Raw genomic sequence first — 15013 nt, 5'->3', positions numbered from 1 at the left:
ATGACACCGGAACACTACCGTTGTCCGCTCGATAGTCCCCAGATTGGTTAGGAGACCCTTACCGTGCCCATGCCCGGCCCGGACACCCGCGTCGTCGAAATCCGCGTCGCCGGGCTCGTGGGCACCAGCGGGGAAACGCTGCTCGACGCCGTTTCGACCGTCGACGTCGCCGGCGACGGTCTGGGCCGCGTGATCCGCCCGGCGGACCGGCTACGGCGGCCGGCGCCCGGGCCGATGCTGCCGGCGCTGGGCCGGTCGATCCCACGGACACTGGAAGGCTACCTCTGGCACGGCATGACGTCCGGCGGCGCCGCGAAGGCGACCTGGGCGCTGCTGTTCCCCTTCTCACTGGCCAACGTGGCGTTCTGGATGCTGCCGCCGTCGCCGCCGGGACGGCGGCTCGCGCGCGTCCTCGGCGCGGTCTGCCGCGGGCTGCTGCGCCTCGGCGCCCTGCTGCTGACGATGCTGCTGATGGGCCAGCTCGCGGCGATCGCGCTCGACCTGTTCGCCACGCAGTGCCTCGCGCCCGGGTCGGGGTGCCTGCCCGTGATCCCCGACGTGCTCCGTTCGGTCCCCGCGCGGATCGCCGTCGGCGTGCTCCCGCTGCTGGCCGTGATCTTCGTGCTGCACCGGATTTCGTCGGCGACGTGGGCGGTGCACGCCGACGGCGACCTCACCTCGGGGCCGCTGCGGATGCGCGCCGACCCGGAAACCCCGGCGCTGCGCTGCCTGCACACCGTCGCGGCGCTGGCCTCGGTCGCGTTGCTGCTGCTCGGCGGGCCGTTCCGGGTCCCGGGCGACCTGTTCGACCTGGTGGCCTGGATCGTGACGCTGGCGCTGGCGCTGGCCACCGTCGTCGCGGCCACGATCGGCGTCGACACCGGCCGGTTCGCCCGCCCCGGCGTGATCGCGCTGGCCGGCCTGCTGGTCGTCGTGGCCGCGGTGCGGCTGCGGCCGGGCACCGGCCCGCTGCCGGGCACCAACGGCGTCGTCGAAGGGCTCGGCGCCGCCCTGGTCGCCGTCACGGTGCTGTTCGCGCTGTTCCTGGCTCCGGCCGCGCTGCTGGCCCGGCCCGGGTGGAAGCACAAGCCGCAGCGGCTGCGGCCGTGGGCGGGCGGCTGGGCGGCCGCGCCGGTGCTCGCGCTGGCCGGCCTGCTCGGCGGCGGCTTCGGCGCCGGTCTCACCGAAGCCGTCCGACGGCTGTCGGGCGCGGAATTCCTGCGCGTTCCGGACACGTACCTGCTCGTCACCGTGCTGTGGGGCGCCGGACTGGCACTGGCCGCGGCCCTCGGCGTGCTGGGCTTCGCGGTCGCCGTCCCGCTGCGCCGGCTGCGGCGGGGCATCCCGGAGATCGTCGAGCTGATGGAGCACGACGAGCGGCAGGAGGCCCTGGCCGCGGCGGCGTGGGCGCGGTCGGCGTGGGAACGGCGGCACCTGCACCACCTGGCGCTGACCGTGGCTTCCGCGATGTCCGCGGGCGGCGCGGCACTGCTGGTGCTGCGGTTCGGGTTCGGGCTGGTCCCCGGCTGGTTCGGGCCGCTGTCCGCGATCGGGGTGTTCGCGCTCGGCGCGCTCGCCGCCGGCCTGTTGCGCGTGGTCTACACGGCCGCGCGCACCCCACAGCGCAGCCGGCACCTCGGGGCGCTGGCCGACCTGGTCTGCTTCTGGCCGCGGGCGGCGCACCCGACCGTGCCGCCGTGCTACGCGCTGAAAGTCGTCCCCGAACTCGCCGCGCGGGCGCGTGAGCACCTCGCCGAGCCGGGGACGCGGGTGGTGCTGTCCGGCTTCAACCTCGGCAGCCTGCTCACGATCATGGCGGCCGCCCGGCTGGCCGCCGAGCTGCCGGCCGCGGACCTCGAGCGCGTCGGCGTCCTCACCGCGGGTTCACCGCTGCAGTGGGGTTACCAGCGCGCGTTCCCCGCGTTGCTGCCGCAGGAGGCGCTGGAACGGCTCTTCGGCGACCTGGACGGCCGGTGGCGGGCCCTGTGCCGCGGCACCGACATCTTCGGCGGCGGCGTGACGACCTGGCGGCACTCGGTCGCCGAGCGGCGGCTGCACGGCGTGGGGTTCCTGCCCGAAGGCGGCCACGGCCCGGTGTCGGCGATGGCCGACGCGAACGGCGTCCTGATCCTCGGCGGCGACCACTGGCTGCCGGACCCGCTGCGCGGCCCGACCGGGCGGCACCGCTGGACGCCGGGGGTACTCAGGCACCAGGACTACGTGGTCGACGCGGAGTGGGACCACGCCGTCGCGATGGCCGCCGGCCTCGGCAAGCCGACCTGGGGCGAGCAGGGTTCGCTGTTCGGGGACTTCCCGCCGAAACCGTGAAGGCCCCTCGCGCGCGGAGCGAGGGGCCTTCACGGAACTCGAACTAGCTCAGCTTCACTCGGAAGCCTTGCGGCGGAACTTCAGCAGTGCGAGCAGGCCGCCACCGGCGACCAGCAGCAGGCCGCCGATCCAGACCAGCCACATGTTGTCGAAACCGGTGTTGGCCAGGCCGCCACCGGTGCCGGACTCGTTGCCCGCCGGGACGGCGGCCGGAGCGGTGGTGCTGGTCGGCGAGACGGAGGTCGCCGAGGTCGCCGGGGCGCTCGGCTTCGTGGTCTCGGTCGGCTTGGACGGCTTCGTCGGCGCGGTGGTCTCCGGCGGGGTGTTCTTCGTCGTGCCGCAGACGAACCAGTGGCTGATCGTCGGGACCTGCTTGCCACCGTTCTTCGGCGACTTCAGGTCCTTCCACGGCATGGCTCCGAGCTTGTCCGCCTTGTAGACGTTGTAGCCGTCGCCGCCCTTGACCACCACGGCGGTGATGGTGACGCCCTTGGCGACCTGCTTGATCGTCAGGGTCTTGTCCTTGTTCGGCACACCGCCCTCGATGTCGATGACATCGGTCGGCAGCTCGTCGGACCGGACCAGGGTCTCGCCCGGGAGCTTGGCGTCCTCACAGGTGGTGACGTTGGTCTTCGGCACCGGCGTGGCACGGTCGTCGGAGGGGTAGCAGGCCAGGGCGGAACCGGCGGTTCCGATCAGGGCAGCGGTGGTGAGCGCCATGACCGCGACGGCGCCGCGGAAGGTACGTCTGCGCATTGAGTGTCTCCTGTACCGAACGGGGGAAGAACGGCAAATCTGGGGGACGTGTCGCCACCGCACGTGGTTAATCACGCGGCTGTAATTCACCCGTCGGGGCGCACGAAGGATCGAAAGGTATCGCATGCCACTCGACCGTGTACGCGGGGTCCCCCGTTCGCGCACGAACCGCAAGATCGTCTTGATCAAGTCGTAACCTCGCAATACGCAACCAAACGCAAAAAGCCCCGCCGACCTGGGAATCAGGGCCGACGGGGCGTTCCGGCGCAAGTCAGGCTTCGGGTGCCTTGACGGGCTCCCCGACGTCGTCCGCCTGCCGCTTGCCGAGCAGCGAATGCCGCCGGCTGTAGCCGAAGTAGAGCACCACGCCCAGCGCCATCCAGGCGACGAACCGCAGCCAGGTCAGCACGGTCAGGTTCAGCATCAGCCACAGGCAGGCCAGGATCGCCAGGATCGGGACCAGCGGCACCAGCGGCACCTTGAACGCCCGGGGCAGCTCCGGCCGCGTCCGGCGCAGGATCAGCACCCCCGCCGAGACGAGCACGAACGCGAAGAGCGTGCCGACGTTGACCATCTCTTCGAGCTTGTCGGCCGGGAAGAAGCCGGCCGCGACCGCGACCAGGCCGCCGACGATGAGCGTCGCGCGCTTCGGCGTGCCGTGCTCGCCCGTCTTCGCCAGCCCGCGCGGCATCAGGCCGTCGCGCGACATCGCGAAGATGATCCGGACCTGGCCCAGCATCAGCACCATGACGACGGTGGTCAGGCCGGCCAGCGCGCCGAAGGAGATGATGTTGGCCGCCCAGTCGACGCCGTTCGCGGAGAACGCCGTCGCGAGGGTCTTGTGGCTGCCGTCGCCCGACTTGGTGGCCAGGTCCTTGTACGACGTCATGCCGACGACCACCAGCGACACCGCGACGTACAGCACGGTGACGATCGCCAGCGAACCCATGATCCCGCGCGGCACCGCCTTCTGCGGGTTCTTCGTCTCCTCCGCGGTGGTCGCCACGATGTCGAACCCGATGAACGCGAAGAACACCAGTGAGGCGCCGGCCAGCAGGCCGAAGACGCCGAACGAGCTGCTGGCGCCGCCGGCGATCAGCGAGAACAGCGACTGGTCGACCCCGGTCTGGCCGGCCCCGCCGGTCTCGCCCGGCGGGATGTACGGCGAGTAGTTGGCGCCCTTGATGTAGAAGAACCCGAGGATGATCACGAACAGCACCACGGCGACCTTGATCCCGGTGATCACCATGGACACCCGCGAGGACAGCTTGGTGCCGACGGCCAGCAGCACCGTCAGGACCGCGACGACGAGCAGGGCGCCCCAGTCGACCGTCACGCTCCCGATGTCGAAGGTCGTCTTGGTGCCCTTGCCGAAGAGGTAGCTGAGCACCGTCTCCAGGTACACCGACCAGCCCTTGGAGACGGCGGCCGCGCCGACGGCGAGCTCGAGGATCAGGTCCCAGCCGATGATCCACGCCATGAACTCGCCGAAGGTGGCGTAGGAGAACGTGTACGCGCTGCCGGCGACGGGCACCGTCGAGGCGAACTCCGCGTAGCACAACGCCGCCAGCGCGCAGGCGATCGCGGCGAACACGAAGGCCAGCGAGACCGACGGGCCTGCGTAGTCACCTGCGGTGCGCGCGGTCAGCGTGAAGATTCCGGCGCCGATGACGACCGCGACCCCGAAAACCGTGAGATCCCACGCACTCAGGTTCCGCCGGAGCTTGGTGTCCGGCTCATCAGTGTCCGCAATGGACTGTTCGATCGATTTAGTGCGCCACAAACCCGTTCCGGGCACCGTTGACCTCCTGCGGCTGGCCGGCATTTATCGCAGTAAGTCACCCTAACGGGTAAGCCACGTGGCGGCGCAGCGAAAGACCCGAAGTAGATCTTGGCTACATCTTGGCTACTTCGCCAGGCTGCGGTCGAGGTCCGGCTCGAGGTAGATCAGCTTCGCGACCGGCACCTTGGCGCGGACGCGGGCCTCGGCGTCGTCGATGGCCATGGCCAGCTCGGCCGTCTCGAGCCCCGGCACCATCGCCAGCTTCGCCGCGACGAGCAGCTCGTCCGGGCCCATGTACTGGGTGCGGATGTGGATGACGCGCTCGACCTTGCCCGCGGCGAGCTCGTCGACGATCGTCGCGAGGACGCCCTCGTTGGCGCCTTCGCCGATGAGCAGGCTCTTCATCTCGACGATCAGGATGATCGCGATGACGCCGAGCAGGGCGCCGATCGCGAGAGTGCCGACGCCGTCCCAGACCGGGTCGCCGGTGACGACCGACAACCCGACGCCGAGCAGCGCGAGGACGAGGCCGAGCAGCGCGCCGGCGTCTTCCAGGAGGACGACGGGCAGCTCGGGTTCCTTCGCCTGGCGGATGAAGCCCCACCAGCTCACGTCACCCTTGATCTTCTTCGACTCGGTGATCGCGGTGTAGAAGCTGTAGCCCTCCAAGCCCAGCGCGACGAGCAGGATGACCACCGCGACGATCGGCGACTCCAGCGGCTCCGGATGGCCGATCTTGTGGATGCCTTCGTAGATCGCGAAGGCCGAGCCCAGCGTGAAGAGCATGAGCGCGACGATGAAGGAGTAGAAGTACCGGTCCCGGCCGTAGCCGAAGGGGTGCTCCTTGTCCGCCTCGCGCCGCGACGTCTTCTGGCCGAGCAGAAGCAGCCCCTGGTTGGAGGTGTCGGCCAGCGAGTGCACGGACTCCGCCAGCATCGACGACGACCCGGTGACGAGGAAGCCGGCGAACTTCGCGGCCGCGATCCCGGCGTTGGCCGCGAGTGCCGCGATGATCGCCTTGGTTCCGCCTCCAGCTGACACGACCGCTCCCCTGGTAGGTCCTGATGTCCGGGTTGGAGCCTAATAGGAGCGCCCACCCGGGACCGTCCCACCCGGGCCAACCGCGGCCACCGCTTCTGTCGTACCCCTCCGCTACCGTGGCTTTCCCTGCTCGCCAGTCTGGGAAGGTGACATGGCGCACTTCGCCGTGCTCGGTCCGCTCGCGGTCGAGAGCCCGCCGGGCCAGTGGCCGGTCCTGCGCGGGGAGCGCCAGCGCACGCTGCTGGCCGTGCTGCTGCTCCACGCCAACCAGCACGTCCACGTCGACGTGCTGGTGGCGGCGCTGTGGCCGGAGCGGCCGCCGAAGTCGTGGGCCTCGAACCTGCACACCTACCTCTCGCGGCTGCGTGACCGGATCGACGGGCTCCGGATCGAGCACGGGCCGCGCGGCTACCGGCTGCGCGTCGAGCCGGAGGAGCTGGACCTGCTCGAGTTCCGGGCCGCGGTCGCCGAAGGGCAGCGGGCCGGGGACGCCGGGGTCGCGGCGCGGCACTACCGGCGGGCGCTCGCGCTGTGGCGGGGGCCCGTGCTGGCCGGGCTGCACGTGCCGCGGCTCGACGCCGACATCGCGCGGCTGGAGTCCGAGCGGCTCGCCGTGTTCGAGGACTGCGTCGACGCCGAGCTCACCGCCGGGCGGCACGGGGAGCTGACCGGCGAGCTGGCGGCCGTGATCACCGAGCACCCGCTGCGGGAACGGCCGGCCGCGCAGCTGATGATCGCGCTGCACCGGGCCGGGCGGCAGGGCGACGCGCTGGAGGTCTACCGGCGTCTGCGCACCACGCTGGTCGACGAGCTCGGCGTCGAACCCGGCGCGGAAGCCCGCCGGGTGCACGCCGCCGTCCTGCGGGGTGAGGACCCGGTGCCGAACCTGCCGCCGCCGGTCTGGCCGGTGTGCCAGCTGCCGCCGGACATCGGGGACTTCACCGGCCGGGACGCCGAACTGGCCGAACTGGCGGACGTGCTGGGCACCGGGCAGGGCGTCCCCGTCGCGGTGCTCAGCGGGGAACCGGGCGCGGGCAAGAGCACCCTGGCCGTGCGCGCCGCGCACCGGCTGCGGTCACGGTTCCCGGACGGCCAGCTGTACGTCCCGCTGGCGGGGCGCGACATCGGGGAGGTGCTCGCCGACCTCCTGCGCGCGCTGGGGGTGTCCGGTCCCGCGGTGCCGGACGACGTGCGCGCCCGCGCGGCGGTGTTCCGCGGCCGGCTCACCGACCGGCGGGTGCTGGTGGTGCTCGACGACGCCGTGGACCCCGGGCATGTCCGCACCCTGCTGCCGGGCACGCCGGGCTGCGCGGTGCTCGTGACGAGCCGTCGCCGGTTGAGCGGGCTGGCCGGCGCGCACCGGCTGCCGCTCGGGCCGCTGTCCGGCGACGACGCCGTCGAGCTGCTGAACCGGCTCGCGGGGGCGCGGGTGGCCCGGGAGCGCGCCGACGCCGACCGGATCATCGCGGCGTGCGCGCGGCTGCCGCTGGCCCTGCGGATCGCCGGCAGCCGGCTGGCCATCCGCCCGCACCTGCGGCTCGGCGACCTGGCCGACCGGCTCGAGGACGAGGTCCGCCGCCTCGACGAGCTGACCGTGAGCGACCTGGCCGTCCGGAGCAGTATCGCGCTGAGCTACGAGGGTCTGCGGCCGCCCGCGCGGCGCGCGTTCCGGCTGCTCGGCCGGTGCCGCCTCGCCGACCTGCCGGCCTGGGCGGTCACGACGCTGGTCGACGACCCGGCCGCGGACGAGGCCGTCGAAGAGCTCGTCGAGGCGAGCCTGCTCGAGCCGCGCGGGGCGGACCGGACCGGTGAGGGCCGGTACCGGATGCACGACCTCGTCCGGTTGTACGCCGCGGAAGGCCCGCCGGAAGCGGGTGGCGGCGAGACGGTTTTGGCGGCGACGCTCGCCCTCGCCGACGCCGCGGCAGCCCGCCTGCCGCGCACGGTGCCGATGCCCGAGATGGCCCACGAGCCGCTCACGCAGCCGCTGCCGAGCGCGCTGGTGGCGCGGCTGCTCGAGCGTCCGGACGAGTGGTTCGCGGCGGAACGCGTGAACCTCATGTCCCTGGCCGGGTCGCTCGGCACGCGGGAAGCGTTGCTGCTGCTGGACAAGCTGAGCGTGTACCTGTACCTGCACGGCCACTACACGGACATGCGGGCGGCGTACGAAACGGTGCTGACGGCGACGGACGACCGCCGGCAGGCGGCGATCGCCGAGGCGAACCTGGCGCTGCTGCGGCACGCGCGCGGCCAGTACGAGGAAGCCGCCTCCGCGTACCGCGAATGCGCGAAGGAGCTCGAAGCCCACGGTGACCATCGCACCCACGCCTGGGTTTCGGCGAACCTCGCGCACTGCTTGATCGGGCTGGGCCGCGCCGACGAGGCCCTGCACACCGCCGCCCACGCGCGCGAACTGTTCACTGTGGACGGTCGAGTGGAGGCGCTCCTGGTCCGGGCCGCGGAGGCGGCGGCGCTGCTGCGGCTCGGCCGGGTCGCCGAAGCCCGGGAGGTCGACCGGATCGCCGTGGCAGCGGCCAGGGACACCGGCGACCCGCGGCAGATCGGCACGGCGCTGCACGGGTACGCGTGGTCTTCGCTGCTGACGGGCGACCACCCGGAAGCGGCGGCGGCGATCGCGGAATCGGTCGCCCTGCTGCGCGGCACGATGGCGCGCTCGGCACTGGCGAAGTCGTTGCGCACGCTCGGCGCGATCTCGGCGGCGACGGGTTCCCGTGACCGGGCGACGGCGGCGTTCGGCGAGGCGCGCGAAATCGCCCGTGAACTCGACGAACGCCCCCGCGAGCTGTCCTGCACCCGCGCCATCGCGGCGAGCTGGATCGGCGCGGGCCACGCGGCGCGGGCGATCCCCGTGCTGCGCGCCTGTCTCGACGAGTTCCGCGAGATGGGCGGCAAACCCGCGACGAGCCTCACCTGGCTCGTCCTCCAGCGAGCCTACGAAGCCACGGGCGACCGGGCGTCGGCGTCGGAAGCGGCCGAGGAAGCCGCGAACCTGGCCGACCCGCGCGACGCCAGCGCGGCCGCCCTCCGCGAAGCGTTGCACGCCCTCACCGAACCGGCCTGAAACCGGCCCGCCGAACGGGGTGGTGCCGCCCCCTCGCGACACCACCCCGAGCCCACGGACGCCGGGCACGCACGACCCGGCGCCACCCCCAGGGGGCTAGCGGCCCTTGCGAGCCTTGGCGTAGCGGTTGATCGCCGGCAGCCACGCCAGCACGACGACCACCAGCCCGGTCACGACGGCGAACCAGCCCAGTCCGCGAATCGCGGTGGTCCCGCCCTCGACGTCGGTCGCGAGCCGCAACGCCACCCCGGCGTTGGTCAGCGCCGCGAGAGTCAGCAGCACGCGCACCCACACCGCACCCCGCAGCGCGAGCAACCCCCAGAACAGCAGCACCACGCCGAAGAAGATGGCGACGCCACCCCGCACCGCGAGCGTGCCCTGCACCTCGTCCAAGGCCGCTTCGAACAGCGCGCCACCACCGGCCTTCACCGCGTCCACCGGCTCACCGGTGATCGCCGCGATCGTGTTCGCGGCCACATCCAGCGCCATGTCCCGGCCACCGACGAAGAACAACACTCCGTCGACGATCGAAGCCAGCGCCGACACAACAGCGACACCCACCAGCCCCAGCAGCAGACCAGGCCGGGACGGCGCCACGACCGGGGCAGGGTGGGGAAGCCCGGTAGCGGCATCGGGATAAGAAGTCACAAGCTCGTTCTCCTCAAAATCGACACGAAGGGGCGAAAGAACCACCCCTACGGGTGATAGTGGAGAAAGGCGCCACACGGAACGCACACAGAACCGGGGACCCACGCGTACCTGAACGGTCGATTCACGTACCTGGAGGGTCGGCTCGTGAGCCGACCCTCCAGGTACGCCGGCCGACCCCTTGGGTACGCCGGCCGGCCCTCGGTCAGTCCGTGCAGGTGCCCGCTGTCGCGCGGAACAGCTGGGCGCGCGTGCCGTGGAGGGAGCGGATCTTCACCGGGGGGTCGGCCGCGGGGAGCCAGACCGACTGGCCGCGGCGGAGTTCCACCTTTTCGCCGTCGTCCGCCGTCACCATCAGGTCGCCCGCCGTGCACAGCAGGATCTGGGGGCCGACGCTGTCGACCGTCAGCTCGTCGTCCTCGCCCTCGGCCCACTCCGCCCGCGACAGCTCGAACTCCGGCGCGTCCGTGTGGTAGATCGCCATCCGGCCGCCGACGTCACCGCACAGCACCGGCATCTCGCCGCACGCGAAATCCACCACCCGCAGCAACTCCGGCACGTCCACGTGCTTCGGCGTCAGGCCGCACCGCAGGATGTTGTCCGAGTTCGCCAGGATCTCCACGGCCGTGCCGTGCAGATACAGGTGCAGGTTGCCGGCGGGCAGGTAGATCGCCTCGCCCGCCCGCAGCGTCAGCCGGTTCAGCAGCAACGCCGCCAGCACCCCCGCGTCCCGCGGGTGCGCCTCGCCCAGCTCCAGGATCGTCCGGCACTCGGCCGCGAACTCGCCGTGCTCCCGGACGTGCCGGACGCACGAGTCCAGCACCTCCGGCAGCAGCACGTCCAGCGACGACTGCGGCAGCGTGATCCACGTCGTGAACAGCGCCCGCAGGCCCGACGGGTCCGGCTGCGCCTCCAGCAACCCGGTGTACTTGCCCAGCCCCGGCGTCTCGATCGCCTTCAGGAGCTTCACCGTGCGGTCCGGCGCGCGGAACCCGGCCAGCGCGTGGAACTCCGTCAGCGCGCAGACCAGCTCCGGCTTCGCCGTCGGGTCCGGGTAGTTGCGGTTCGGCGCGTCCCGCGGGATGCGCAGCCGCTCCTCGCGGGCGTGCCCCTCCGCGGCCTGCGCCGCCGACGGGTGCGCCTGCATCGACAGTGGTTCCTCCGCCGCGAGGATCTTCAGCAGGAACGGCAGCCGCCCACCCCACCGCGTCGCGCACCGCTCGCCGAGCTGCGTCACCGGGTCGGCGTCCACCAGCTCCAGCAGGCTCCGCTCGGTCCCGTCCGGGCCGATGACGTGCGACGGATCACCCGGGTGGGCACCCATCCACAACTCGGCCTCGGGGTGCGGCGCGGGGATCGGACGGCCCAGCAGCTCGGGGATCGCCGTCCGCGATCCCCAGGCATAGGGCCGCACCGCGTTGCGCAGCAGCTCCACTGTCACCTCAACTCCACTCCTTCGGCACCGGCCGCGGCCGGTGCTCGGCGGGTCTCACGCCCTCGCGGGCGCGAAGCGGCCCGCGCCGCCGATGCTGCCCGCCGCCAGCCCGAGATAGACCGCCGCCAGTTCGAACCGCAGCGCCAGCACCGCGGCCCGCACGATTTCGTCGGCCTCGATCTCCTCGGCCGGGGCGATGACGTCCGCACCGGGCAGCAGGTCCTCGGCCTGGAAGCGTGCCGCGTCCGTCGCCGGACCGGTCCGCACCGAGAGCAGCAAGACCCGGGTCGGGATGTCACCAGAGAGATCGTCCGGATCGGCGAAGATGTCACGCTCCCGGCCGCCCGATTGCGCCGCCCGCCGCAATGCTGGGCGCGCCAGCGCCTGACGGTAGTCCTCGACGTCACACACGGTAGCCGCATGGGCCGCGAACGCGTGCGCGGCGTGTTCGCCGACGGCGACCGCGACCGGGTCCAGCCCCCACAGCAGCGGCACGCGGTCGGCGACCCGCAGTGCGAGCGCCTTGGCCGGGTTCGCGAACGAGTCCCGCGCCAGGTAGTCCTTCTCGGCTTCCAGGTCCAGCTGGTCGGCCAGCACCTGGACGTCGGACACCAGCAGGCCCAGCGCGTTCGCGGTGAGCAGCCCGGCGGCCAGACCGCGCGGGAACGCCAGCTCCGCCGGCACCGGGATGCGCGGCGCCAGCAGCAGGCCCTTGCCCGCCACGGCGGCCGCCACCGGACCCTCCGGCGGTGCGGAGAGCACCACCGAAGCGCCGTAGCGGGCGGCGCGCTCCAGCGACGCGGCGAGCTCGCGGTCGCCGGGGTCGTCGGTGTGCGCGAACACGACGTCGAGCGCGCCGATCCAGCTCGGCACCACCTCGGCGACGACCACCGGCACCGGGCACGACGGCGTCAGCAGGGCGGCCAGCAGCCGCGTGAGCGTGCGGCTCACCCCAGGCCGGTCGATCAGCACGACGGCGCGCGGGCGGCCCATGTCGAGCCGCTCGGACAGCTCCAGTTCGGCCGCGGCCTCGGCGGTCGCCCGCACCTGGGCGCCGGCCATCGCGGCCGCCCGGAGCAGCCCCGAGCTGTCGGCCTCGGCCAGTCGCGTGGGGTCGTCGAGCAGCGTGTCGTCAAGCACTGTCGGCATCGGAGTTTCCGGTGTCCCCGGGCTCGCCGGTTTTCGCCGCATCGCTTGCCGATGTCACGGCTTCGTCCAGGAGCAGCACCGGGATGCCGTCGCGGACCGGGTACACCCGGCCGCACTCGGTGCAGGTCAGTGCGTCGGCCTCGGGGTCGCCGGGGGCCCCGGGACGCAACGGGGCGTGATCGGGCGACGGGCACGCCAGGATCTCGAGGAGCTGGGCGTCGAGCGTGATGGCCATGGTTCCTCCATACCACGCGGGGAGGTGTGATGAAGGGCACCTTCAGGACACAGTTCGACCCGAAAGCCCGCCCTCATCGTGGACGGGGTCAGCTGCGGATGATCGCGAGTACTTCGTCCACCAGCCCTTGCACGGCTTCGGCGTTCGCGGCCTCGACGTTCAGCCGGAGCAGCGGCTCGGTGTTCGACGGGCGCAGGTTGAACCAGGCGCCGCCCGGCAGCTGCACGGTGAGGCCGTCCAGCTCGTCGATCTCGACGCCGGACCGGGCCCCGAAGGCGTCCTTGACGGCGATCATCTTCGCGACCTGGTCGTCGACGGTCGAGTTGATCTCACCCGAGGCCGCGTAACGCGAGTACGCGCTGGTCAGGTCGGACAGCGGGCCGGTCTGCTCGCCGAGCGCGGCGAGCACGTGCAGCGCCGCCAGCATGCCGGTGTCGGCGCGCCAGAAGTCGCGGAAGTAGTAGTGCGCGGAGTGCTCGCCGCCGAAGATGGCGCCGGTGCGGGCCATCTCGGCCTTGATGAACGAGTGGCCGACGCGGGTGCGGACCGGCTTGCCGCCGTGCTCGGCGACGATCTCCGGCACGCCCTTGGACGTGATCAGGTTGTGGATGATCGTGCCGCCCGGATCCTTCGCCAGTTCGCGGACGGCGACCAGCGCGGTGATCGCGCTCGGCGAAACCGGCTCGCCGCGCTCGTCGACGATGAAGCAGCGGTCGGCGTCGCCGTCGAAGGCGATGCCGGCGTCGGCGCCGACCTCGCGCACCTTCGCCTGCAGGTCGACGATGTTCTTCGGGTCGAGCGGGTTGGCCTCGTGGTTCGGGAAGCTGCCGTCGAGCTCGAAGTACATCGGCACGATCTCGATCGGGAGCCCGTCGAAGACCGTCGGGACGGTGTGGCCGCCCATGCCGTTCCCGGCGTCGACGACGATCTTCAGCGGCCGGCTGCCGGACAGGTCGACGAGGTTGCGCAGGTAGGCGGCGTAGTCGGCGAGGACGTCCCGCTCGGACACGGTGCCGCGCTGCCCCTCGAACTCGGGCACGCCCTGCTCGACGGTGTCGCGGATCTCGGCGAGACCGGTGTCCTGGCCGACCGGGGAGGCGCCGGCGCGGCACAGCTTGATGCCGTTGTACTTGGCCGGGTTGTGGCTCGCGGTGAACATCGCGCCCGGCAGGTTCAGCGAGCCCGACGCGAAGTACAGCTGGTCGGTGCTGGCCAGGCCGATGCTGACCACGTCGAGGCCCTGCGAGGTGACGCCCTCGGCGAAGGCCGCGGCCAGACCCGGCGACGAGTCCCGCATGTCGTGGCCGATCACCACGGACGGGGCCTCGGGCTTGATGAGCAGGGCGAACGCGGCGCCGAGGTCGCGGACGAGCGCCGCGTCGAGCTGCTCGCCGACCACGCCGCGAATGTCGTAGGCCTTCACGATGCCCGAAAGGTCTGGCACGCTGTCTCCCCGCGAATAGTCGTCCCGGCGCGCGCTGCGCCGCGCGGAAAGCCTACCGGCGAGGTGAGTGGGTTACGCGTTCAGGCGCGGCCGGGCAGGACCCGCAGGTGGCCGCGACGCCCGGACGGGCTCTCCGGCTCCGGAACGGGCGGCGCGGGCTTGCCGGGGCGGCCGGCCTCGCGCACGGCCTCGGCCAGCGCGGTCAGCTCGTCGGCCGACGGGTCCGGCGCGGCGAAGGCGCCTTCGTGCCGGACGACTTCCCAGCCCTTGGGGACGGTCAGCCGCAGCGCGTGGGCTTCGCAGAGGTCGTACGAATGCGGCTCGGAGGCGGTGGCCAGCGGGCCGACGACGGCGGTGGAGTCGCTGTAGGCATACGTCAGCGTGGCCACAGCTGGCTCGAGACAGCCAGTACGCGAACACTTCCGTACGCTCCGCACGATCCGAAACGATAGCGCGTCACCGCAAGCTCGTACCGGCGACACGCGCTGGGACGCGCCGACCGCATAGACTTCCGGAGTGGCGACGGCTCGTGACTACCGACAGCGGCGGCGCTCGCGAAGGGACCGGCACGGCCGGGGCCTGCGCGGGACGCTGTATCCGGCGACCCTGCCCGCCGCCGCGAGCCGCGCGGAACGGTTCGACGCGCTGGTCCTGGACGCGCTGGAGCCGATCGAAGCGCGCTGGCGCCACGAGCTGACGAAGCTCGACGTGGCGGTCGACGACGTGCCCGAGGTCCGTGAGAACGGCCACGCCCCGGCGGACGGCGTCCTCCACGACGGCGCGGTCCCGCTGTCCCGGCTGGTCCCGGCCGGGGTCGATCGCACCGGGCTGCCGACGCGGGCCCGGATCGTGCTCTACCGGCGGCCGCTCGAGGCGCGGGCGAAGGACCCGGCGGAGCTGGCCGAGCTGGTGCACGACGTGCTCGTGGAGCAGGTGGCGGGCTACCTGGGTGTGGAACCGGACGTCATCGAAGGCGAGTGACGGCGCCCCGCCCATACGCCCCAATGTGGCGTTGGTTGCGTCCAACGCACCCAATGTGGCGTGGGGGGGGGGGGGCGCCCCCCCCCGCCCCCGAGGGCGGGGGGAAAAGCGGCGGGCGGGGGGGGGGCCGG

General features: G+C 72.5%; 12 protein-coding genes. 3 read left to right on the top strand and 9 right to left on the bottom strand.

Going from position 1 to position 15013, the window contains the following annotated elements:
* The first annotated feature begins 69 nt into the window (after nt 1–69).
* Nucleotides 70–2328 carry a hypothetical protein gene (locus AB0M82_RS17470; RefSeq protein ID WP_364722680.1) on the top strand — a complete coding sequence of 753 codons (2259 nt, stop codon included), beginning with the start codon at nt 70–72 and terminating at the stop codon, nt 2326–2328.
* A gap of 54 nt (nt 2329–2382) precedes the next feature.
* Here AB0M82_RS17470 and AB0M82_RS17465 read toward each other — a convergent pair whose 3' ends face one another.
* The 3 genes from AB0M82_RS17465 to AB0M82_RS17455 form a co-directional block, all read right to left on the bottom strand.
* On the bottom strand, nt 2383–3084 hold the full coding sequence (locus AB0M82_RS17465) for an LPXTG cell wall anchor domain-containing protein (protein ID WP_364722593.1): 702 nt from the start codon (nt 3082–3084) through the stop codon (nt 2383–2385).
* Between the two features lie 271 nt (nt 3085–3355).
* Nucleotides 3356–4882 (bottom strand): amino acid permease, encoded by a 1527-nt coding sequence (locus AB0M82_RS17460; RefSeq protein WP_364722591.1) that lies wholly within the window; start codon nt 4880–4882, stop codon nt 3356–3358.
* A 108-nt stretch (nt 4883–4990) separates the two neighbouring features.
* The gene (locus tag AB0M82_RS17455) at nt 4991–5908 is read right to left on the bottom strand and encodes a cation diffusion facilitator family transporter (RefSeq protein WP_364722589.1); all 918 of its coding nucleotides are present in this window, start codon (nt 5906–5908) and stop codon (nt 4991–4993) included.
* A 151-nt stretch (nt 5909–6059) separates the two neighbouring features.
* Between AB0M82_RS17455 and AB0M82_RS17450 the strand changes: the two genes are divergently transcribed.
* Nucleotides 6060–8990 carry a BTAD domain-containing putative transcriptional regulator gene (locus AB0M82_RS17450; RefSeq protein ID WP_364722587.1) on the top strand — a complete coding sequence of 977 codons (2931 nt, stop codon included), beginning with the start codon at nt 6060–6062 and terminating at the stop codon, nt 8988–8990.
* 96 nt (nt 8991–9086) lie between these two features.
* Here the strand turns inward: AB0M82_RS17450 and AB0M82_RS17445 are convergent, their stop codons facing one another.
* The 6 genes from AB0M82_RS17445 to AB0M82_RS17420 all read right to left on the bottom strand — a co-directional run bounded on the left by AB0M82_RS17445 (nt 9087) and on the right by AB0M82_RS17420 (nt 14338).
* Nucleotides 9087–9587, bottom strand: a complete 501-nt coding sequence (locus AB0M82_RS17445; RefSeq protein WP_364722585.1) for a hypothetical protein — start codon at nt 9585–9587, stop codon at nt 9087–9089.
* 256 nt (nt 9588–9843) lie between these two features.
* The gene (manA, locus tag AB0M82_RS17440) at nt 9844–11073 is read right to left on the bottom strand and encodes a mannose-6-phosphate isomerase, class I (protein WP_364722678.1); all 1230 of its coding nucleotides are present in this window, start codon (nt 11071–11073) and stop codon (nt 9844–9846) included.
* A 54-nt stretch (nt 11074–11127) separates the two neighbouring features.
* A complete protein-coding gene (locus AB0M82_RS17435) occupies nt 11128–12222 on the bottom strand; it encodes a hypothetical protein (protein ID WP_364722583.1) in 1095 nt (364 codons plus the stop codon).
* Nucleotides 12206–12457: a Trm112 family protein gene (locus tag AB0M82_RS17430; protein ID WP_364722581.1), complete on the bottom strand. Its 252-nt coding sequence runs from the start codon at nt 12455–12457 to the stop codon at nt 12206–12208. The genes AB0M82_RS17435 and AB0M82_RS17430 overlap by 17 nt, the downstream gene beginning before the upstream one ends.
* An 88-nt stretch (nt 12458–12545) precedes the next feature.
* Nucleotides 12546–13901: a phosphomannomutase/phosphoglucomutase gene (locus AB0M82_RS17425; protein ID WP_364722579.1), complete on the bottom strand. Its 1356-nt coding sequence runs from the start codon at nt 13899–13901 to the stop codon at nt 12546–12548.
* An 80-nt stretch (nt 13902–13981) separates the two neighbouring features.
* Entirely contained in the window at nt 13982–14338 is a 357-nt protein-coding gene (locus tag AB0M82_RS17420) for a DUF3499 domain-containing protein (protein WP_364722577.1), read from the bottom strand.
* Between the two features lie 79 nt (nt 14339–14417).
* On the opposite strand from AB0M82_RS17420, the gene AB0M82_RS17415 reads away from it, so the two are divergent.
* Nucleotides 14418–14882 carry a metallopeptidase family protein gene (locus tag AB0M82_RS17415; protein ID WP_364722575.1) on the top strand — a complete coding sequence of 155 codons (465 nt, stop codon included), beginning with the start codon at nt 14418–14420 and terminating at the stop codon, nt 14880–14882.
* The last annotated feature ends 131 nt before the right edge of the window (nt 14883–15013 follow it).

Source organism: Amycolatopsis sp. NPDC051128 (genome assembly GCF_040682715.1).
Classification (GTDB): Bacteria; Actinomycetota; Actinomycetes; order Mycobacteriales; family Pseudonocardiaceae; genus Amycolatopsis.
Note: the sequence above shows the minus strand (reverse complement) of the source record. Positions and strands in the feature narration are given on the sequence as shown.